We start from the raw sequence: 21,022 nt of genomic DNA on the forward strand, positions 1-21,022 counted from the left end.
TTTGACTAAATATCACTTCAGCCAAGATATTCACTTAGGTATCCGTTCAGATATCCATTCAAGGTATCTCGTTTGTGAATGCAAAGAATGTAAATTAACTGCAAATGGTAATGGTTATCACTTATATTTCACTCCGTATTTTGCAGCAGCGCCTAACCGCGTACGTGGGTACTTTAAAGCCTTTGGACAATCAAAATAAATCAAGGGCAGGGTACCTCATATTATTTGGAGTAACGGAATATGTTTTCTAAAAGTCAGCTGACTTTATTGATTGGTGCCATTCTTGCCGCACCTATTGCTCAAGCCCAGACGCACACCCAGGTAACAGATGTTGATGAACACATGGTTGTTACTGGCCGTGACTACGGATACAAGGCCGATACCAATACCAGCGCGATGCGGATTGAGGCGAGTCAGCTGGAGACTCCGGGACAAGTCGCCATCATTGACGAGCAGCTGATCGAAGAGCAGCGTGCCAGTACGCTGGGTGACGTGCTAAAGAATGATTCCAGTGTGTCAGAAGGTGGCAAGGGCCGTAACCGTGAGACATTCAAACTTCGTGGTTTTGATCTGAGTAGCGGCGATAGTTTCCTGCGTGATGGCAAGCAGCATTGGTCGCACTACCGCCAGCCAATTGAGCTACTGGAGCGTGTAGAAGTACTGAAAGGCCCAGCAGGTCTTCTTTACGGTAAATCTGCACCGGGCGGTCTTGTTAATATGGTCTCCAAGAAGCCAACATTCGATACTCAGGTAAATGTTAGCCAGGATATCGGTTCAAACAATGCGTCTCGTACCGTTGCTGATGTCAGTGGCTCGTTGAACGATGCCCAAACCCTGCGTGCTCGCGCTGTTGTCGCGAAGCAGAGCTATGATTCTTGGCGCCAGTATACAGACGGTAGTACACCGTCGACAGAACGTTTCGTTGGTGGTCTTTTTGTTGATTACGATGTAAATGACGATATTACATTGTCGTTCCATTACGATAAAACCAATGATCACGGTAGCGTAGATACGGGGGCCTATATTGTCGACGGTAAGCCTGTTCTGGGTGATACGCATGTCTGGGATGCGCAGTGGTCAAACATTGAAAATGATGTTGAAAATATCGGCCTTGATGTGAATGCGCAGCTTACTGACAGCTGGCGTGTCGCGGCGGGTTATAACCATCAGGACTTTGAGCGCCGTGATATCGAAAGCTTTTCAAAGCCGGATACCTATGATGCCGCAGCGGGTACCTTTACCTACAACGGTTATGATCGCTGGGATAACTGGCAGTTCGATACTGCATATGTTGATTTTGTCGGTGAGTTTGACGCGCTGGGTGTCAGCCATCAGTTGCTGGTTGGTGCAAACTGGTTAGGTTATTACTATAAAACGCAAAGTGAATATCTGAAGGGCTATGAAGCAACCGTAGGCCAGCCAATGGATAAGCCTGCTGATCTGCATTACAGTAACGGCAAAGTCAAAGAGCCATCAGAGCGTGATGCGTATGGTATCTATTTGCAGGATATGATCACAGTCAATGACCAGTGGCAAGTACTGGCAGGACTTCGTTTTGATAAAACAGAGACCAGTGAAGACACTTATAACAATGTGTTGCCAAAAGCGGGGCTTATTTACCACCCGGTATCTAACGGTTCGATTTACCTGACCTATTCCGAGAGCTTCGAGCCTGAAGATCCGGTCGATGACGAGACAGATGTCAACAACGGCAAAGAGCTCGATCCAGTAAAGGGTAAGTTGTATGAACTGGGTACGAAGTGGGAACTGCTAGATAATCAGCTATTCGTTTCAGGCGCAGTATTTGATATTACCCAGGAAAACAAAGTTCTGACAGAAACGGTTACTGGCATTGCTGATAAAGAGACAATTACTACGCAGGTTGGTGAGCAGAAGCACCGCGGTGCGGAGCTAAGTGCATCTGGCTTTGTTACTGATAAGCTGGCATTGAATGGCAGCATGACTTACCTTGATGCAGAGATTGTCGATCCGACGGATGCATCGAAAGATGGTAAGCGTCCAGCCGATGTACCTGAGCTATCAGCCAGTATTTGGTCTCGTTACGCAGTGACGAACAACACTGATGCTAACCTAGGGCTTATCTATGTAGGTGACCGTTACGGTGATACGGAAAACACATATAAGAAAGACGGATATACGCGTGTAGATGCTGGCGTTGCTCATACTATTAAATATGATCAAGACCTTGATGTTATTATGCGGTTAAACGTTGAAAATGTATTTGATACGGATTACCTAGCGGGTGGTAGCCAGACCAAAACAATTATCGGCGAAGGCCGTAACTATATGGCAACACTACAGTTCCGTTACTAATGGGATAAACCGAAAGGGAGAAGTTAATACTTCTCCCTTTTCCAGTATTTAATGCTGAAACCTGTTTAAATGAGATTCGTTTTCAATTAGTATTAAGTCTCGTTACCCGGTAGTGCCGGGCATATTTGTTTTTGAAATAAGTGAAATTCACGGAGTGAATTTTTTATTTTTAGTGCATTCTCATAAGAAATAAACTGCCAGATGAACGTAAAAAAAACTAGCCTCGCGCTGATAATGATCGGCCTTTGCGCAGGTGTTAATGCCGATAGTCTCGATAATGCCCGTGCGATTGAAAGCAAGATTAATACGGCATCATCACAAAGCCAGAAGAAAATCGACAAAAGTGCCGAAGCCACGTTGTCGATGATGGCTGAAATCGAACAGCTTCAGGAGGAAGTGAAAAACCTGACGGTGTATCGCGATCACTTGGCCCGTTTGGTTGATAGCCAAAATGGCGAAGCAGAAAGCCTTAACGAGCAAATAAAAGGTATTAAGGAAACCAGACAAGGCGTTGTACCTCTGATGTACAACATGATTGCTGGCCTGAAATCGATCGTTGCCAATGATAAGCCGATCCGCCGCGAACAACGCTTGTCTCGTATAGCCAAGCTTGAACTGATGATGGCGCAGGCTGATATCAGCGATGCCGAAAAATATCGCCGTATTCTTGAGTCCTATCAGATAGAGATGGATTACGGCACCAAGATGGGGATTTACCAAGGGCAGGTAGCGCTCTCTGGACAAGAAAAAATCGAAGCTGATCTGCTGTATCTTGGTCGAATCTCACTGGTTGCACGCAGCCTAGACGGTAAGCGCTACTGGGCTTGGAATGACAGCCAAAATGATTGGCAAAATCTAGACACTCAGTTCTCTGTTGATATCGATAAGGCATACGCGATTGCCTCCAAGCAGGCGGCCCCGAGTTTAATTACCTTGCCTGTATCTGTTAACGTGGAGACTAAATAATGAAAATCAAAGCGTTAGCAACTGCACTATGTTTATTTACTCTTCCTTTTGCGGCTTCTGCCAACCCGTCACTTGTTGAGAAATCACAACAAGCACAACAGACTCAAGCTACCCATAATAGCCAGCGTGAAGCCGGATTTAAGTTAACTGAAAAGCAGGTCAAAGCAAAACTGGCAGCCTTGAAGGCGCAGCGTAGTCAGTTGCAGCAGGAAACTGAGCAGTTAAGTGATACCTTCAGTGACAATGAAAACAAACTGGCACAACTTGAAGAGCACCTTCGTCTTGAAACCGGCAGTTTGGGTGAGCTTTTCGGAGTCGTTCGTCAGGCCGCCAAAGATTTAGATGCTGAGATGGCATTCTCGGTTACCAGTGCTGATCGCAAAGAGTATCAGGCTGTTGTTGATCAAATTGTCGATGCCAAGGCCTTGCCGTCAATGTTACAGCTGAACGGCCTGTGGCAAGGAATGACCGACCAGATAGTTGCGAGTTCAGAGCTACGCGATGTGTCAGTACCGTTTATTAATGGAGAAGGTTATCAGTCAGATGCTCACGCCTACCGCTTGGGTAGTATTGGTCTGATTGGCGAACAAGGTTATCTGGCGTGGGACGGTAAGCGACAGGTTGCCAAACCGTATCTGAAACAGCCCGAAGATGGTCCGGCTTACGCTGCATTGAATGAGCTGGTGCAATCTGGTCTGCAAGTGGCTGTGGTCGATCCGTCTCGTGGCATTATGCTTGAGCAGCTGGCCAATTCACCTGAGCTGAAAGATCGCATTGAACACGGCGGCGTCGTGGGTAAGATCATTCTTGGCCTGCTTGCCGTTGGTGCCATCATTGCACTGTTCCGCGGCGCAAAACTGATTGTTGTCAGGCAGCAAATCAAATCGCAGCTGAAGAATCCGTCGCAGCCGGGAAATAACCCGCTTGGTCGTGTGCTGGGTGTGTATAGCAAAGAGCATAATCGTTCGGTGGAAGCGCTGGAGCTCCGTTTGCTTGAAGCGATTGTTGATGAACAGCAAGGGCTCGAAAAAGGGTTGTCGATGCTTAAGTTGTTGGCGGCGCTGGCACCGATGCTTGGCCTGCTGGGTACCGTAACGGGAATGATTGAAACATTCCAGGTGATCACCCAGTTTGGTAATGGCGATCCAACCGTAATGGCGGGTGGTATATCGATGGCGCTTGTCACTACAGTATTGGGGCTGATTGCAGCGATGCCGTTGTTGTTGGCTCATAATATGCTGAGTACTCAGGCTGAGAATATTCGCAATATTCTTGAAAAGCAGGGGATCAGTCTTGTCGCGCAGCAAGCCGAGAAAGCAGGAAACGCAGCCTAATGGGATCAAGTCTTTTTGAAGTGCCACTGTTACAAGCTGCGGGCTTCGAGGGCTGGTGGTATTCACTGCAGCACTTTATGAATCAGGGTGGCCAGCTCTTATGGTGGTTGGCTGCTGTGGTTGTACTGAGTTGGCTGCTGGTGGTTGAGCGGGTGATATACCTGCTCATCACGTACCCAAAGCAGAAAAACCATTGGTTATCGCAGTGGCATGCAAGGCAAGACCAGACTTCTTGGTATGCCCATGCCCTGCGTGACGGTTGGTTGAGCGAAGCGCGTATTGCCTTGAACCAGAATTTGAATTTAATCAAAGTGCTGGTTGCCATTTGCCCGATGCTGGGATTGCTTGGCACTGTTACCGGGATGATTTCGGTGTTTGATGTGATGGCGACGCAGGGTAGCAGCCAGCCGCGCCTGATGGCCTCCGGGATCTCGCTGGCTACTTTGCCGACGATGGCCGGAATGGTCGCGGCACTGGCCGGTATGTTCGTACATGCTCGTCTTTCGAAGGCCTGTCACCTTCGTGAACTTAAGTTAGAAAAGTTATTAAGGAGTCAGTGATGAGACTGAATCGTCCGTCCTCTGCTCGAGAAGAAGCCCAGGTTGACTTGACATCAATGCTGGATATCGTCTTTATCATGTTGATCTTCTTCATCGTGACCAGTTCGTTTGTCCGGGAGTCCGGGGTGGAGGTTAACCGTCCTCAGGCAAGCAATGTCGTGAGCCAGAAAGACGCCGGAATTTTCATTGCAATTACATCTGCCAACGATATTTATATTGATAAGCGTGTTGTGGATGTTGAACGAGTTCAGGCAACTCTTGAGCATCTACTATTAGAGCAACCGGAAGCTTCCTTGGTTATTCAGGCTGATGAGCATGCCTATAACGGTACGGTCGTTAAGGTAATGGATGCAGCGAAAGGGGCTGGTGTTAAGAAGATTGCGCTGGCCGCGGAGAAACGCTGATGTTGCGATTACTCATTGCGTTGCCTGTCGCGATGGCAATGGCGCTCGGGTTATTCACTTTTATGGCTTGGATGGTCGATAATGGCCATCAACGAGCACCGGAAGACAAGCAATTGCTTGCCTTTGATATGGTGATGGTTGAGCAGGAGCGTGACGCCCAGCGACGTCAGCGTGTTGCACCTGAAAAGCCTGATACGCCGGAGCCTCCACCAGAAGCGGTGCCAACCGCTTCGCAAACGACAGCTACCACCATGGCACCGACAATGCCTAGCTTGGCGTTGGATTCTGCCATTTCAGGCTTGGCGATTTCTGTGCCGACGTTTTCGGACTTTGGTGCAAACCAGCAGGCAATGCCACTTTATCGGGTTGAGCCTCGCTATCCACCTCGAGCAATGAAAAGAAGGGTTGAGGGGTATGTCGTTATTTCATTTACGATTGACCCACAAGGGCGTCCTCAAGATTTGAAGGTGTTGGACGCAGTCCCCCGGCGCTTGTTTGAGAAAGAAGCGATCCGAGCGTTACGGAAATGGAAATACCAGCCTAAGGTTGTTGATGGCAAAGCAATTGCTCAAATAGGTCAAACAATCAGACTGGAGTTTGAGATAAAAAAATGATGAAGAAATTCGCACTTGTATTTGCTCTGGTATTGATGGCAGGGCCTGTGAACGCAGAACTTTCCCAGTATACGGCTGGCAAAGTGCAACGCGCCAACAATTTGCAGCAAGAAAATAAATTGGACGAGGCCATCGAGCTGCTAGCTGAATTGTCACCGTCCAAAGCGTACGATCACGCCTTCGTAAAACGTATGTTGGGCGTGTTTTATTGGCAGAAAGGTGATACCCAAAAGGCCATCGTCAACATATCAGGTGCGGTTGAAAGTGGGTTACTACAAGATGAACAGGCATGGATAACCCAGCGTATGCTGGCGGATATTTTACTCTCTGACGAGCAGTTCAAGCGTGCCTTGCCACATTATTATCAGTTATCCAAATCCATCCCTGAAACGCAAAAAGCGGATGAGCTTTGGTTTCGTATTGCCCAGACTCATTATCAGACCCGTGAGTGGAAGCAAGTATTGTCGGCAATGAAAACTTATGAGTCGCTAAATCGTGTTGATGATGTGCAGCCATTGACGATTAAGCTGGGAGCTCAGCTTCAGCTTCAACAATGGCGGCAGTCTTTACCGACGTTGAAGCGCTTGATCATACTTGAGCCCAACAAAGTAGCATGGTGGCAGCAGACGGCCGGGATCCAGCTACGGCTGAGCCGCTCGAAGGATGCATTAGACACCCTGGCTTTAGCGAAGCGACAGGGTGTCGAATTGAGTCAGCAGGATCTAAAAACGCTGGCGCAACTTTATGCCCAACGAGGTATTCCAGAGCAAGCGGCAATTATTTATGCCCAGTTGGAGGGGGCGAAAACAGATGTCGAGCTGGTTTCGTCTCAAGCAAGGTACTGGCAAATGGCCAAGGAGTGGGACAAAGCTATTTCCGTTTGGTCACAGGCTGCCGAGCTAGATAATAAGCACCGATGGCCTCTGGCGCAGTTGCTGCTTCAGGGTGGATATTATCGCAAGGCAATAGCCGAGCTAGATAAAGTGACGTTGAAAGATCGCATGGATGATATAGAGCTTGCCAAGGTACGCGCCTATTATAAGCTCGAAAATTTCGAGCAGGCTATTATCCATGCCAAGATGGCCAACAATATAAAATCGACGTCGGCGTCGAAAAGCTGGATCAAGTATCTCAGCCAAATGCGTAAGATGGACAGCTAGCCAATCGTTTATGATTGTTTGTTTCAATGGAAACCTCTTTTTCGGAAGAGGTTTTTTTATATTCGAGAAAACAAGATAACTCACAGCAATTACCATGAGTAGAGTTAAGCTATAAGTAACTTGTCACTGAATGGTTCGATTATGGATATCCCCATACGGAAAATGACTTGGAAGACGATGAGGCGGTTAATCCGCCAACTAACGCAATGCAAAGTGTGAAATCTCTCGTCTTTCTTATTCTAGGGGGCATCTATGTCTGTCAATGAAATACGTAACGTAGGATTTATTGGTCAAAGCGGGGTTGGAAAAACGACGTTAATTGAACGTCTTTTGTATGAGTCACGGTCATCGACGCATTTAGGGAGTGTCAAAGAAGGGGATACGATAACGGATTTTGATCCCCAGTCTATCCAGTACCAACATAGTATCGAAGCGACACCCGTCACGTTAACCTGGCTTAATCACCGAATGAATTTTATTGATACGCCGGGCTTACCTGAGCTGCTTGGGCGAACTTTGAGTGTGCTTCCTGCTGTTGAAGCCACCGCCTTGGTACTTGATGTTAACACCCCGCTCAATCAAGTGTCAGAACGTCTGTTTGCCTTTGCCCAAGAGCAGCAGAAATGCCAGATGGTTATTATTAATAAGCTTGATTTGAATCCCCACCTATTGGGTGAACTCCTCGCGGAGGTTTCGGCATACTTTAGTCGTTGCTGTCTACCGATTAACCTGCCGTCAGAAGATAGCAAGAGTGTGGTTGATTGCTATTTTGAGCCAGACGATGACCGCGCCACTTTGTTCGATAGCGTGTCGAGTGTTCATGAGCGACTCATTGATCAGGTTATTGAGGTTGATGAAGCCTTAATGGAACTTTACCTTGAGCAAGGCTCGGAATTGTCACCACAGCAATTACATGATCCATTTGAAGAAGCATTACGAACCGGTCATGTTATTCCTATCTGTTTCGTTTCGGCTGAAACAGGAGCCGGAGTCGAGTTGTTATTGAGAACACTGGCTGAAATTATGCCGATGCCTGATGAAGGCAACCCGCCATTACTGGAAAAACAGGGAAAACAGATTCGAGTCAATTGTGATCAGCTGGATCACAGCGTTGCTCATGTCTACAAGGTGAGTGTTGACCCTTATTTAGGAAAACTTGCGTATATTCGCGTTTTCCAAGGTGAGATCAATGCAGGAAGCCAGCTATATATTGGCGAAAGCAACAAGGCTTTCAAGGTGGGGCACCTCTATCAGCTGCAAGGGAAAAAACGGATTGAGATTACCAGCGCTAAAGCCGGTGATTTTTGCGTGCTGGCAAAAGTCGATGATCTCAACTTTGACTCTGTTGTTCATGACTCCCATGATGAAGACGATATCACGATGCAGACACTGTCTTTTCCTGCACCTATGTATAGTCGGGCTATTCGGCCGACGAAACGGGGGGATGAACAAAAGCTCTCGGAGGTACTGCAAAAAATTGCTGCCGAAGATCCCACCTTACATCTTGAGCACCGTACCCGTACCAATGAAACCGTGCTTAGCGGTCAGGGGGAGTTCCACCTTAAGATTGCGATGGAAAAGATGGAGTCTTTATATAAGGTGACAGTGGCCGCCTCTCAACCAAGTATCGAATATTATGAAACGATCACTCAGCCGGCTGAGGGCCATTATCGCCATAAGAAACAAAGTGGTGGTGCCGGACAGTTTGGTGAAGTGCAGCTCAGGGTTCGGCCGTTAGAACCTGAATCGGGTTTTGTCTTTGTTAATAAGGTAGTAGGAGGCGCGATCCCGACATCGTTGATCCCTGCGGTAGAAAAGGGGATCCGTCAGGCTGTTGATGAAGGTGCAATTTCAGGTAATCCAATTCGAGATATTGAAGTCACTGTGTACGATGGCAAATATCATTCGGTAGATTCGAAAGAGATAGCCTTTGTGATAGCCGGAAAAAAAGCCTTTCTGGATGCTGTAAACAAAGCAACTCCTATTGTGCTGGAGCCCATTGTCGAACTGTCATTGGTAATACCTACTATGGCTGTTGGTGATGTGACCGGGGATCTCGCCGGAAACCGTGGCGTAATCATTGGTACCAATGCTGCGCCGAACAACCAGACATCTTTAGATGCACAGGCTCCGCTTAATGAGCTGCAGGATTACTCTCAGCGATTACGAGCAATCACCGGCGGTGAAGGGTGCTTCAGCATGACGTTGAGCCATTATGAGCCTGCACCGATGAATGTACAAAAAAGGGTGTGTGGCGATAGCCTTGTTAGTTGATCTGAACCTTACCTTAAATAACGCCCGGAAGCCCAGTGGGTTTTCGGGCGTTAATTTGTTTTATATCAGTAAGATAATGCGATTTCTCTGCTGTGAGCGCGGTTCCAGAAAGTGATTGTCTTATCACTTATTTTGCGAGTGTAAATAATAAAATCGTTATATATCTTTTTTGGTACAAAATCAGGTTTAGCACCGGTAAAAATGTGATGCTATGCGCATGTGGCATAGATTTAGTCTAGATCACATACCTATCTTTTTTGGTTGCTCTATAATTAATTGTTTTCATTAATGAATAATACCCATCATTTTACGCCTCCAATGTTTCGAAGATAAAATTTAGTTATAACCAAGTGTGATACATGTCGGTATTACATTGATATTTAGGATGTTAATGTCTGTCTCGCTTTAAATTGCAAATAAGAACAACAACTTAATCGAGCAATATTGTATTGGTGGGTATTGGGTGATTGTTTCCTCCAGGGGGAGGCGGCCTCTAATCGTTTATCAATACTCTTGCTTGTTGCGAATAAAGAACCGTTATATGAAGGAAAATATAATGAAAGCAAGACAGTTTTATCTTTCGGCTATTTCTGCTGCTGTAATGGCGGCAATTTCTATTCCAGCTTTAGCTGCGGTTGACGCCGTTCCGCCAGTTCCTTTTGAAGAATTAACAACAGCTAAAGGAACGATTATTGAGCCTGTTGTCCAAGAACCTCGGATCGGAACCCGGTCTAAGAGAAGTCTTAGCGACGCCGCTGGCCAGCTTGACGGTGATTGGTTTAACTTAGACCCAGAGATGGATGGCATTGAAGGCTCAAGTGTTGATCGCGTCTATAACACGATCACACTACAGCCAAGCTATAGACCGGTTGTTGTGGCAGTGATTGACTCGGGTGTCGATATTCACCATGAAGATCTTCAGGGTAAGATTTGGGAAAATCCTTATGAAATCCCAAACAATGGTTTTGACGATGATTATAACGGCTATGTCGATGATGTTAATGGTTGGAACTTCATTGGCGGACGCGATGGTTCCCATGTTGCCTATGATACGCTTGCAGTGACTCGAGAATATAAGCGTTATTTGGCTTATAAAGACTTTGGTGTTTGGCTGACTCCCGAGGAAAAAACGTATTTTGCAGGGGTAGAAAAAGAATACTTGGCTGAATCTGAAGCTGCAAAGAGTAAGTATCAGGCCTTTAAAGCGATGTATGACGAAGCACAATCTAGCAAGGTGGTGCTTGAGAACAAACTTGACCAGAAAGACTTCTCATTGGCTGCGGTTGAGCAGATCAGCAGTGATGATCCTGAAGTAAAGAAAGCTGCTGATTTCTTAGTACAGACACTGTCAACCTGGCGCTCATTTGATTACATGGATTCAATGATGGAGCGTTACGGTTCAGCGGTTAATTATCACTATAACCTCGATTATGATCCTCGCACAGAGATTGTAAAAGATCAGCCATATAATCCATGGGAATATAACTACGGTAATAATGACGTAATTGGTCCTGATGCATCGCACGGTACTCATGTTGCCGGAATTATAGCTGCCGATCGCTTAAATCAAATGGGCGTACGTGGTGTCGCTGATAATGTGAAGATCATGGCGTTGCGCGTTGTCTCCAATGGTGATGAACGAGATAAAGATGTTGCCAATGCCGTTCGTTATGCCGTTGATAATGGTGCGAAAATCATCAATATGAGTTTTGGTAAGGCATATTCGCCTTACAAAGACGTTGTAGATGAAGCTTTCCGTTACGCGTCACGCCGTGGTGTACTGTTGGTTCACTCTGCTGGTAACAGTCATACCGATAACGACATCAAACCGAGTTACCCGAACCGTTTCCCTCTTTACTATCCGAACCATCGTATTGGAACCTGGCTGGATATCGGTGCTTCGGCGAATTACAAAGATCAGAAACTGGCTGCCAGTTTCACGAACTTTGGTAAAGACAGTGTCGACTTGTTCGCTCCTGGCTACAAGATCATGTCAACAACGCCGGGTAACAACTATCAGGCATTTAGCGGAACCAGTATGGCTTCTCCGGTAGTTTCAGGTGTTGCCGCGCTTGCTTTGACCTATTTCCCTGAATTAAATGGTCATCAATTGAAGAAGGCAATGCTTGATACGGTAAGAACCTATGAAGGACATATGGTCCGTAATCCGGCGACACCAGAGGTAATGGTTCCGTTCGCAGATTTGTCTGCTTCAGGCGGTGTAGTGGATGCGTACCAGCTACTGCAACATTTACAGGGTGAACAGAACTAGTCTTGAAACACCAATATCTGATCATTAGTTCTAGTTGATTACTGCGGGTAGGGGATCCTTACCCGCAGTCGTTTATATTGGTTATCAAGATGCTTAGAAGATTATCGATCCCGAACAAAATGGTTTTGTACAACTGCGTCTAGGAATGTTTCGCTTTTTTGAATTTAAAATTGAGTGGGGTTTCTAAGTCACCAAAAAGACTTTCTCTTCATAGCCAGCAGGCACAGATGTCATCGTGTTTCGCGGTTATGGCTTACAAAAATTAGCGTGCTTTGATAATTTTTAAGGATGTTATTAAGCGTTTCAATTGCTTCCATGTCCAAGTGGTTAGGCCAAGAATGATGAGGAATTGGTGAAAGGAAAACTTGTCAGATATGTCTGTAAAAAAAGTACGGGAAGAGTTACTTTATTTCGAAGTATCAGTAGTGACAGCCTTGCCATACCCGGTGTCACTTCACATATTTTTGAGAGGGGATGTAATCTTGGTGAGAAAATCAGACTCAAGTCATAATTGGGAGGATTTCTATCGGAAATAAATGGTGAGTAGCTTTTATGTGAAGATCATTTCTCCAGATAAAGAGTCAAATGTTGAGGTGGTGTTGTTTTTGCGATGTCTAATTGTTGTTTTTTCCGTGCTTTTGTTTGTGTAAGTTACGTCGGTCTTTCTTTTTAACCATTTTTTTACGCAATGGTATCCGTATAGCTACATTAGTGTGCGTTCGTCACGTTCTGCGGGTCTCTTTCAGTTTGTTCTTGCCTAATCCCTCATATTTGTCTCATCGAATCTCCAATACTCTAGACACATAATAAAGGATTGATAACGATGAAAAAGGTCTTGTTCAATGTTGCTGCTCTTACACTCGCTTTAGCTGCTGCAGGTGTTCAGGCAAAAGACTACGAAATTGTGAACGTCGTGAAAGTATCAGGTATCCCGTGGTTCAACCAAATGAACAAAGGTATCGATCAAGCTGCGGTCGATTTTGGTGTCAATGCTCGTCAATTGGGCCCTTCAACCCCAGATCCTGCTCAGCAGGTGAAAATCATTGAAGATCTGATAGCCAAAGGGGTAGACGCTATAACGGTTGTTCCCAATGATGTGACTGTATTAGAGCCTGTATTCAAGAAAGCACGTGAGAAGGGCATTGTTGTTCTGACTCACGAATCGCCAGATGGTCACAGTGCCGACTGGGATATAGAAACTATTGATAATCAAGCTTATGCGAAAGCGACAATGGATGAGCTTGCCAAGAATATGGGGCAGAAAGGTGGCTATGCTGTGTATGTTGGGTCCTTAACGGTTCCGTTACATAATAACTGGGCTAATTTAGCGATTGATTACCAAAAACTGGCTTACCCAGATATGTATGAAGTTACAACACGTATGCCTGTCGCTGAGAGTATTGATGCCTCGTATGCCGCGACCAATGACTTGATGAAAGCCCACCCGGGTATGACGGGTATCGTTTCTTATGGTTCACTCGGTGCTATTGGCGCTGGTGAGGCGATTAAGAAGAAGCGTGCCAAGAACAAAATGAGCACAGTCGGAATCATGATGCCAAGCCAGGCTGCACCATATTTAATGCGTGGGGAAATTGATAAGGGTTTCTTATGGAATCCGGCTGATGCGGGTTATGCCATGGTTGCTGTTGCCAAACAAATGTTGGACGGAAAGAAAGTTGTTGATGGTGTAACCGTCGATAATTTAGGTGTTGCAGAGATCGATACAGAAAATCGTGTGATTAAGTTTAATAAAATCCTTGAAGTGGATAAGTCAAACGCACGTGAATTAGGCTTCTAATCGCTCTATCGGTATATATTATTCAGGGCAGTGCAACGCTGCCCTATAGCTGGAAATCCATCATGTCAAACGAAGCATTCATTACCTTACAACGAGTATCCAAGCACTTTGGTTCCGTTAAGGCCCTTGATGGCATCAACCTGACTTTTAATAAAGGTGAAGTTCATTGCCTTGCAGGGAAAAACGGTTGTGGGAAAAGTACGTTATTCAAGGTGATCTCAGGGGTTCATGAGCCTGAAAAAGGTGCCGAGATTATTCTTGGTGGGAAAAGCTTTTCTCGCCTGAATCCTCAGCAATCCATAGAGCACGGCATCCAGGTAATTTATCAAGATTTATCCTTATTTCCGAATTTGACAGTAGCTGAAAATATTGCGGTGCAAGATCATATGGCCTGGACAAAAGGCCTAGTTAAGCAAGCGCGTTTAAATACGATAGCCAAGGCCGCAATGGATAAAGTTGGGGTGGTATTGCCTTTAACTAAACGTGTCGAGCAGCTTTCTATTGCTGAGTGCCAGTTGGTAGCGATTTGTCGTGCAATGGCTTCTGATGCCAAACTGGTCATTATGGATGAGCCCACGGCTTCACTGACTCGCACTGAAGTAAATAGCTTAATTAATGTGGTTGCCGATCTCAAATCTAAAGGTGTGACTGTGGTGTTCGTCAGCCACAAGCTTGATGAAGTGATGGAGATATCAGATCGTATTACGGTTATTCGCGATGGAAGAACTATCGGCACTTATCCTGCTGAAGAAATGAACAGTGATGAGTTGGCCTTCTTAATGACTGGACAACGTTTTGAGTTTTCGCCGTTAGGTGAATATCAGCAGCAGGGAGAAGTGAAGTTAGAGATCACTAACCTGACTAAGAAAGGTCAGTTCAATGATATCAATCTTCAAGTACGTGTAGGTGAGATAGTTGCTATTACTGGTCTGTTGGGCTCGGGGCGGACTGAGTTGTGTTTGGCCCTATTTGGTATGACACAACCGGATAGCGGAGAAATAAAGGTTAATGGCAAACCCGTCAAATTTCGCTCTAACAGAGAGGCGATTGCTCATGGTATTGGTTATGTGTCTGAAGACAGAATGAGTACCGGATTGGTGATGGAGCAAACCATCCAGGATAATACTACTGCGGCAGTTCTGCCACGGTTGAAAAAGTCTAATGGATTTCTGGATCATACCAAGGCGAAAAAGCTGGTAAAAAAACTCATTTCGTCCCTATCGATTAAAGTCGCTGACCCAATGCTGCCCGTTACCAGCTTGTCGGGTGGTAATGCTCAGCGTATTTCTATTGCCAAATGGATTGCCGCAGAGCCGGATGTTTTGATCTTGGACTCACCAACAGTCGGGGTTGATGTAGCAAACAAAGAAAGCATTTATCAGATTGCCAAAGATCTTGCGGCAAAAGGTATGGCAATCATCATGGTGAGTGATGAGATCCCTGAGGTGTTTTACAACAGTCACCGTGTCGTTGTGATGAAAGATGGACGATTTTCTCATGACTTTCATCCTGCTAGCTCTTCCGAGCAAGAAATTATGGAGGCCGTCAATGCCTGATCAAATTCGTAGTCACTGGGGTGCATTAGTAAAGCGCCATGAATTTTATCTCGCTGTTCTGATTGGCTTGATAGTTATAGGGTTGGGAATGAGCTCTGAAGATTTCTTTACGTTGGGGAATATCTTCGATATGTCAGTGAGCTCAGCCATCTTAGGCATTATGGCTTGTGGGCTTTTTGTTGTATTGATAGCAGGTGGCATTGATATCTCGTTTCCTGCTACGGCTGCGATAGCGCAATACGTTATGGCGACTTATGTACTGTCTATTGGTGGTAATTTCGTCATTGCATTTTTGATTGCGGCTGTTGTCGGTATTGTACTTGGTCTCATTAACGCTGTATTGGTTTACAGGCTGAAAGTACCAGCCATCATTATTACAATTTCAACATTAAACCTGTTCTTTGGCCTGCTGATTTATTTCAGTAACGGTGAATGGTTGTACGGTTTCCCTGATTGGTTCATGGAGGGTATTGAGCTGTTTACCTTTATCGGTAGCGATGGTTACGATTATGGTTTATCACTCCCGATTATTACCTTGGTGGCTGTTATTTTGTTCACCTCATTTCTAATGTCTAAGACGCGCCTTGGGCGTCAGATTTATGCAATGGGTGGAAATGCAGATGCAGCGAGTCGAATTGGTATTAATTTATTCGGCATTCACCTTTTTGTTTACGGTTATATGGGGGCTCTGGCAGGTATTGCGTCGGTGGTTCAAACCCAAATTACCCAGTCAGTTGCTCCAAATTCGTTGATGGGCTTTGAGCTCACGGTATTGGCGGCGGTGGTGCTGGGGGGAACAAGTATGACCGGTGGTAAAGGTACGTTAATGGGCGTTGTTCTTGGTGTAGCTTTGTTAGCCATTATGAAAAATGGGTTAACGCTGCTTAGTGTTCCGTCCTATTGGCATACTGTTGTCACGGGTCTCATCATTGTATTCAGTATCAGTATGACGGCACTGAATGAAAAGAAACAGGCATTGCAGGGGGCGTAATGGATCAGGTACTGAACGCAATGAAGCTTCCAACAGACAGGAATATTCGTTATCTGTTAGTCATTTTGGTGGGTATTTTTACCATCATGGCTATCGCAAGTGGAGACACGTTCTTCTCGTTGGCAAACTTACAGTCAATGTCGTCTCAGATGCCGTTGTTGGGGATGTTAGCACTCGCAATGGCGGTGTGTATGCTTACTGGTGGTATTAATCTTTCCATCATAGCGACCACTAATGCATGTAGCTTAGTGATGGCAAGTATTCTTACGATATCACCAGATAATGGCATGGTACTGCTGTTGGCGTTAGTGGCCGGGTTAGTCACCGCGATTGTGATTGGTCTCCTAAATGGTGCATTGATAGCTTATGTCGGAGTCTCTCCAATACTGGCAACACTAGGAATGATGACACTAATCAATGGATTGAACGTATTGATCTCTGGTGGGAGCGTGATATCAGGCTTCCCTGAGTCATTGTTAGTACTGGGTAATGGTTCGTTTTTCGGCGTTCCAATGCCACTGTTCTTATTCATATTTTTTGCCATTGGCCTATGGGGATTACTGGAGCATACCAGCCTAGGTCGTACCATCTACCTTATGGGGTCGAACGAGAAAGCAACTCGTTTCTCGGGTATCAATACACAAAAAGCAGTTCTTTATGTGTATGTTATTTCATCGATTCTGTGTTGGGTTGCCGCATTGATTATGATGGCAAAATTCAATTCTGCCAAAGCCGGTTATGGGGAATCCTATTTATTAATTGCCATCTTGGCATCAGTGTTAGGCGGTATAAACCCTGATGGTGGTTTTGGTCGGATTATTGGTATTGGCCTGGCATTGATTGTCTTACAAACGTTAGAAAGTGGTTTGAACTTACTGGGGGTAAGTAGCTATCTAACAATGGCTCTTTGGGGCGGCATTCTGATTTTATTTATTGCCCTACAAAAACGAAAAGCTTAGTGGAGAGAGCAGATGAGTATTTATTTTATTGGCGTTGATGTTGGTAGTGGCAGCGCCCGTGCTGGTGTTTTCGATGCCTCAGGTCGAAAAGTTGGCGAAGCAAAGCGCGATACACAGATGTTTAAACCTCGGGCAGATTATGTCGAACAATCATCTGATGATATTTGGCAAAGTGTCTGTATGGCGGTAAAGGATGCTGTATCGCAGGCAAGTATTGATCCGATCCAAGTGAAAGGTATTGGCTTTGATGCCACCTGCTCATTAGTCGTTTTGGATAAAAAGGGTCAGCCGTTAACTGTGAGCCCTACCGGACGTAGCGAACAAAATATTATCATGTGGATGGATCATCGAGCCATTGCACAAGCTGAGCGTATTAATGCGACTAAGCACCCGGTATTGGCTTATGTTGGAAATCGTATTTCACCTGAGATGGAAACCCCCAAACTGCTTTGGCTAAAACAAAATATGCCCAATACATGGTCACAGGCGGGGTACTTTTTTGATTTGCCGGACTTTTTGACTTGGAAAGCTACGTTTGATGATAGTCGTTCGCTTTGCTCGACGGTCTGTAAGTGGACATATTTGGGTCATGAAGGGAAATGGGATGCACACTTCTTTGAACGCATTGGATTAGATGATTTACTTGCTGATGGCGCTAAGTCTATAGGTAATACTATTAAGCCAATGGGAGAGCCTGTAGGACAAGGGCTTACCGCGCATGCTGCGGATGACTTAGGCTTAGTAAGAGGCACGCCGGTCGGTACATCTATTATTGATGCCCATGCTGGTGGTATCGGTGTACTGGGGGCTGCAGGTATGACTGGTGAGAGTGCAGACTTTAACAAGCGCTTGGCGTTAATCGGCGGGACCTCATCTTGTCATATGGCGGCTTCAAAGACTGCGCGTTTCATTGATGTTGTATGGGGCGCTTATTATGGAGCAATGATTCCAGGTTATTGGCTTAATGAAGGCGGTCAGTCTGCAACAGGTGCTTTAATAGACCATGTTATTACATCAGATCCGTTATATAAGCAGTTAAAGGCGCAGGCAACACAAGAAGATTCAACGGTTTATAAGTTGCTGAATGACCATCTCCTGAAATTAGCAGGCAGCAAAGAGGACATCGCGTTTTTGACCAAAGATATTCATGTCTTGCCTTATTTTCATGGTAACCGTTCACCACGAGCAAATCCAAATCTCACAGGAACGATCACAGGGTTGAAAATGTCGAAGACAATTGACGATATGGCTCTGGCGTACCTTGCCACAATTCAGGCGATCGCGCTGGGGACCAGGCATATTATTGAGGTGATGAACCAATCTGGGTATGAGATTGACACAATCATGGGTTGTGGTGGGGGGACAAAGAATACCATTTTTCTTCAAGAGCATGCTAACGCGACTGGCTGTGTCATGTTGTTGCCTGAAGAAAGTGAAGCCGTACTGTTAGGCTCTGCAATGCTAGGATCGGTCGCATCGGGGTTCTATGCAGATATTCCTGATGCGATGAATGCAATGAGCCGTATTGGAAAGACAGTGACTCCACAAACAGACAGAATCAAGCGCTTTTACGATATGAAATATCAGGTTTTCCATCAGATGTATGAAGATGATGTGAAATACAAACAATTGATGTCTGAATTTTAGAACAAGAGCTCATTGTATTTTATCTTGCGGCCTCTGGCTAGGGGATCATTAAGGCGGAAAACCGCTATTGGTAAATCAAGATGTTAGAGCAGAAAAAACAGAAGCGCGGAAAAAAAATTAAGCCAATAACGCGGAAATTTGGCAAAAAAACATAGATAGGCGGAATTCTATAATAGTACGTCGAAAAGAATGCCTTAACGGCTATGTTAGTACTAATATAGCCTGTTTTATCAAAATATCAATAAGGGAACAATTGCTTATTAATCAATCTTTTAATGAGATAAATATACTGAAAGGTTTTGAAGTTGGAGGTGTGCAGACAAAAGCAGTCATTCGACTGCTTTTTTTAAAGAAGGGTTTGTACTTCGATACTTTTGTATGTGTTAAATAATTCTCGGTTTCCTTTATCAGGTAAACACCGAGTTAGCTTGCCTTGATCGACCAAGTCATTTAGTTCAGTTTGGGTCACACCAAGTATCAACTTAACTGTTTTTGGGGATACTTGGATATCCTTACTCTTGAATGTGTTGATAGCCCAAGGGAGCAACTCATTTTTGTTCCAGCAAAGTGAAGCTAACCCATTTCCTTTGTCTGAGATGTAGTTTTGGATAGATGGTGACGCAACTAGTTCGCCCAGGGAAACACTGTAGCGTTCAAAAAACTCTGATTGCCTTAATTTATCAAGGCTGACTGATGCTGTATTTGTTGGTACAACTGGTTGTTGTTCAACGAGCTCAGCGAAATCTCTAATATCAACGAGTATACCCTGGATTTTTTTCGAACGTTTGATCGGTTCAATAAGTCCTTCTTCAACAAAAGAAGCAAGTTCGGCACAGCTAGTTCCTAAGATCTTATTGGCGGCCCAGAGATCAGCGATGTATTTCGTAACATCGTCATCAAATGATTGGTCTTTCGCCTTCAATACTGTCTTAACTTTGTTAGGAATTGCAGCCTCTGATTTCCACTGAAGGTACGATGTAGATACCCTTGGGTAGTTTTCATGCTCAATGTCAGGATACTCGAATTCATATGCAGGGTAGCGAGCAACATGCGGGCCCAAGGTTACTGCCTGGTTTCGGTGTTGTTCAACTTCCTCTGCATAATACTCTCTTGCAGCTGGAGAATGAATAAGCTCATAAGCCGCAGTAAATATCTGGATTAGCAGTGAATTATTGATTTGCTCAAGGGTTTTACTTTTACCTGGCAAGATATCAAAAGGTCGTAGTAACCGTCCTGCGCAATCAAGTAGCTGTTTGGATGCTTGCTGTAGCTCCCGGCCTCTAAGAGCAATTAATCCATCAAGGTACTGAGGTAAGGTTGATTCTTTTTCGCTGCCGTCAAGAATGCCAGAAGCACAGTAGTTACATTGTCCCCGTTCTATAGCATCAAAGTTTAATGGAGCATCGCAGCATGTACAGGTATCAATCAGTGGAATTCCATGTACTTGGCAGTGCGTTTTGACGGTAATTAACCATTCAAACTGTTGAATCGGCTTTTGTTCAAGACAAAGAGGGCAACAACGTGCCATGTTTCTGATTTGTGGTGTAAATTTATATTGTTCACCTTGTTGACGAAAGTGGTCTGTTGTCTGCTGTTTGCCCGATTCTTGAAGGAATTCAAAACATTTAACAGCGGACTTCCAGGAGCCGGTGCGTTGAAAGTTGGAGCTAGTTTCACCTGGAATTCTTGTTACTTTAAGCAAGTCTTTAGTATCAGCACAACAGTTCTCTATGGCTAGTCTAGCGAGATATCCTTGTACAGATTCTCCTTCGGCAGGAGTGAGTGAAAAAGGTGATTTATAGTTATTCATTGTTATGCCATCTGTTCGAGCCATGCAGTAACTCTTGGTATTGATACAGAGTAAGGATTGAAGCTAAGGCTCTCAGATGGTTGGAATTCGAGATCCATTGCGTTTGCAATATCAGATTGTGTTATCTTTTTTCCATTTTTATTGCAGCGAATCGCTGATTCAATTAACGCGTGATAAAGACCTGGTAACCCGTCACAAGCAACATAGGTGTGGCATAAGAAATCGTGACCAAATTGAGTAACATTTAATGGACAGTTTTCATTGTATTCAGTTACACCAGAACCTGAATCGAGGCTTCATAAGCCTGATGCCAGGATTATCTTACGGCTCACTCAAAAGGGCG

Annotated in this window: 15 protein-coding genes; 14 read left to right on the plus strand and 1 reads right to left on the minus strand. The window is 45.1% G+C overall.

What is annotated here, in order from left to right; all coding sequences use genetic code 11:
- Positions 1 to 240: 240 nt before the first annotated feature.
- The 14 genes from EDI28_RS23330 to EDI28_RS23400 all read left to right on the plus strand — a co-directional run bounded on the left by EDI28_RS23330 (position 241) and on the right by EDI28_RS23400 (position 18,869).
- Positions 241 to 2,334: a TonB-dependent siderophore receptor gene (locus tag EDI28_RS23330; RefSeq protein WP_128786285.1), complete on the plus strand. Its 2,094-nt coding sequence runs from the start codon at positions 241 to 243 to the stop codon at positions 2,332 to 2,334.
- A 201-nt stretch (positions 2,335 to 2,535) separates the two neighbouring features.
- Complete coding sequence (locus tag EDI28_RS23335; protein WP_128786286.1) at positions 2,536 to 3,300, plus strand: DUF3450 domain-containing protein; 765 nt, start codon at positions 2,536 to 2,538, stop codon at positions 3,298 to 3,300.
- Positions 3,300 to 4,634 carry a MotA/TolQ/ExbB proton channel family protein gene (locus tag EDI28_RS23340; RefSeq protein ID WP_128786287.1) on the plus strand — a complete coding sequence of 445 codons (1,335 nt, stop codon included), beginning with the start codon at positions 3,300 to 3,302 and terminating at the stop codon, positions 4,632 to 4,634. Before EDI28_RS23335 ends, EDI28_RS23340 begins: the two co-directional genes overlap by 1 nt.
- Positions 4,634 to 5,194 carry a MotA/TolQ/ExbB proton channel family protein gene (locus tag EDI28_RS23345; protein WP_128786288.1) on the plus strand — a complete coding sequence of 187 codons (561 nt, stop codon included), beginning with the start codon at positions 4,634 to 4,636 and terminating at the stop codon, positions 5,192 to 5,194. Before EDI28_RS23340 ends, EDI28_RS23345 begins: the two co-directional genes overlap by 1 nt.
- The gene (locus EDI28_RS23350) at positions 5,194 to 5,598 is read left to right on the plus strand and encodes an ExbD/TolR family protein (protein WP_128786289.1); all 405 of its coding nucleotides are present in this window, start codon (positions 5,194 to 5,196) and stop codon (positions 5,596 to 5,598) included. The genes EDI28_RS23345 and EDI28_RS23350 overlap by 1 nt, the downstream gene beginning before the upstream one ends.
- Entirely contained in the window at positions 5,598 to 6,212 is a 615-nt protein-coding gene (locus EDI28_RS23355; protein ID WP_128786290.1) for an energy transducer TonB, read from the plus strand. The genes EDI28_RS23350 and EDI28_RS23355 overlap by 1 nt, the downstream gene beginning before the upstream one ends.
- Entirely contained in the window at positions 6,209 to 7,372 is a 1,164-nt protein-coding gene (locus EDI28_RS23360; protein ID WP_199287484.1) for a tetratricopeptide repeat protein, read from the plus strand. Before EDI28_RS23355 ends, EDI28_RS23360 begins: the two co-directional genes overlap by 4 nt.
- A 252-nt stretch (positions 7,373 to 7,624) precedes the next feature.
- On the plus strand, positions 7,625 to 9,646 hold the full coding sequence (fusA, locus tag EDI28_RS23365) for an elongation factor G (RefSeq protein WP_128786291.1): 2,022 nt from the start codon (positions 7,625 to 7,627) through the stop codon (positions 9,644 to 9,646).
- A 556-nt stretch (positions 9,647 to 10,202) separates the two neighbouring features.
- Positions 10,203 to 11,918, plus strand: coding sequence for a S8 family peptidase (locus EDI28_RS23370; RefSeq protein ID WP_128786292.1), 1,716 nt, complete (start codon positions 10,203 to 10,205; stop codon positions 11,916 to 11,918).
- 823 nt (positions 11,919 to 12,741) lie between these two features.
- A complete protein-coding gene (locus EDI28_RS23380) occupies positions 12,742 to 13,716 on the plus strand; it encodes a substrate-binding domain-containing protein (RefSeq protein WP_128786293.1) in 975 nt (324 codons plus the stop codon).
- A 62-nt stretch (positions 13,717 to 13,778) separates the two neighbouring features.
- The gene (locus EDI28_RS23385; RefSeq protein ID WP_128786294.1) at positions 13,779 to 15,272 is read left to right on the plus strand and encodes a sugar ABC transporter ATP-binding protein; all 1,494 of its coding nucleotides are present in this window, start codon (positions 13,779 to 13,781) and stop codon (positions 15,270 to 15,272) included.
- Positions 15,265 to 16,263 (plus strand): ABC transporter permease, encoded by a 999-nt coding sequence (locus EDI28_RS23390; protein WP_128786295.1) that lies wholly within the window; start codon positions 15,265 to 15,267, stop codon positions 16,261 to 16,263. The genes EDI28_RS23385 and EDI28_RS23390 overlap by 8 nt, the downstream gene beginning before the upstream one ends.
- Positions 16,263 to 17,222, plus strand: a complete 960-nt coding sequence (locus EDI28_RS23395) for an ABC transporter permease (protein ID WP_128786296.1) — start codon at positions 16,263 to 16,265, stop codon at positions 17,220 to 17,222. The genes EDI28_RS23390 and EDI28_RS23395 overlap by 1 nt, the downstream gene beginning before the upstream one ends.
- Positions 17,223 to 17,234: 12 nt before the next feature.
- Complete coding sequence (locus EDI28_RS23400) at positions 17,235 to 18,869, plus strand: FGGY-family carbohydrate kinase (RefSeq protein ID WP_128786297.1); 1,635 nt, start codon at positions 17,235 to 17,237, stop codon at positions 18,867 to 18,869.
- Positions 18,870 to 19,215: 346 nt separating this feature from the next.
- Here the strand turns inward: EDI28_RS23400 and EDI28_RS23405 are convergent, their stop codons facing one another.
- Complete coding sequence (locus EDI28_RS23405) at positions 19,216 to 20,703, minus strand: TniQ family protein (protein WP_128786298.1); 1,488 nt, start codon at positions 20,701 to 20,703, stop codon at positions 19,216 to 19,218.
- Positions 20,704 to 21,022 lie beyond the last annotated feature (319 nt).

The organism is Photobacterium chitinilyticum, assembly GCF_004104355.1.
GTDB classification, from domain to species: domain Bacteria; phylum Pseudomonadota; class Gammaproteobacteria; order Enterobacterales; family Vibrionaceae; genus Photobacterium; species Photobacterium chitinilyticum.

Excerpts from the sequence above, each read along its gene's own strand:
- EDI28_RS23390 (WP_128786295.1), top strand. The coding sequence starts at position 15,265 with ATGCCTGATCAAATTCGTAGTCACTGGGGTGCATTAGTAAAGCGCCAT.
- EDI28_RS23380 (WP_128786293.1), top strand. The coding sequence starts at position 12,742 with ATGAAAAAGGTCTTGTTCAATGTTGCTGCTCTTACACTCGCTTTAGCT.
- EDI28_RS23405 (WP_128786298.1), bottom strand. The coding sequence starts at position 20,703 with ATGGCTCGAACAGATGGCATAACAATGAATAACTATAAATCACCTTTT.
- EDI28_RS23400 (WP_128786297.1), top strand. The coding sequence starts at position 17,235 with ATGAGTATTTATTTTATTGGCGTTGATGTTGGTAGTGGCAGCGCCCGT.
- EDI28_RS23395 (WP_128786296.1), top strand. The coding sequence starts at position 16,263 with ATGGATCAGGTACTGAACGCAATGAAGCTTCCAACAGACAGGAATATT.
- EDI28_RS23330 (WP_128786285.1), top strand. The coding sequence starts at position 241 with ATGTTTTCTAAAAGTCAGCTGACTTTATTGATTGGTGCCATTCTTGCC.
- fusA (WP_128786291.1), top strand. The coding sequence starts at position 7,625 with ATGTCTGTCAATGAAATACGTAACGTAGGATTTATTGGTCAAAGCGGG.
- EDI28_RS23385 (WP_128786294.1), top strand. The coding sequence starts at position 13,779 with ATGTCAAACGAAGCATTCATTACCTTACAACGAGTATCCAAGCACTTT.
- EDI28_RS23360 (WP_199287484.1), top strand. The coding sequence starts at position 6,209 with ATGATGAAGAAATTCGCACTTGTATTTGCTCTGGTATTGATGGCAGGG.
- EDI28_RS23350 (WP_128786289.1), top strand. The coding sequence starts at position 5,194 with ATGAGACTGAATCGTCCGTCCTCTGCTCGAGAAGAAGCCCAGGTTGAC.
- EDI28_RS23370 (WP_128786292.1), top strand. The coding sequence starts at position 10,203 with ATGAAAGCAAGACAGTTTTATCTTTCGGCTATTTCTGCTGCTGTAATG.
- EDI28_RS23335 (WP_128786286.1), top strand. The coding sequence starts at position 2,536 with ATGAACGTAAAAAAAACTAGCCTCGCGCTGATAATGATCGGCCTTTGC.
- EDI28_RS23355 (WP_128786290.1), top strand. The coding sequence starts at position 5,598 with ATGTTGCGATTACTCATTGCGTTGCCTGTCGCGATGGCAATGGCGCTC.
- EDI28_RS23345 (WP_128786288.1), top strand. The coding sequence starts at position 4,634 with ATGGGATCAAGTCTTTTTGAAGTGCCACTGTTACAAGCTGCGGGCTTC.
- EDI28_RS23340 (WP_128786287.1), top strand. The coding sequence starts at position 3,300 with ATGAAAATCAAAGCGTTAGCAACTGCACTATGTTTATTTACTCTTCCT.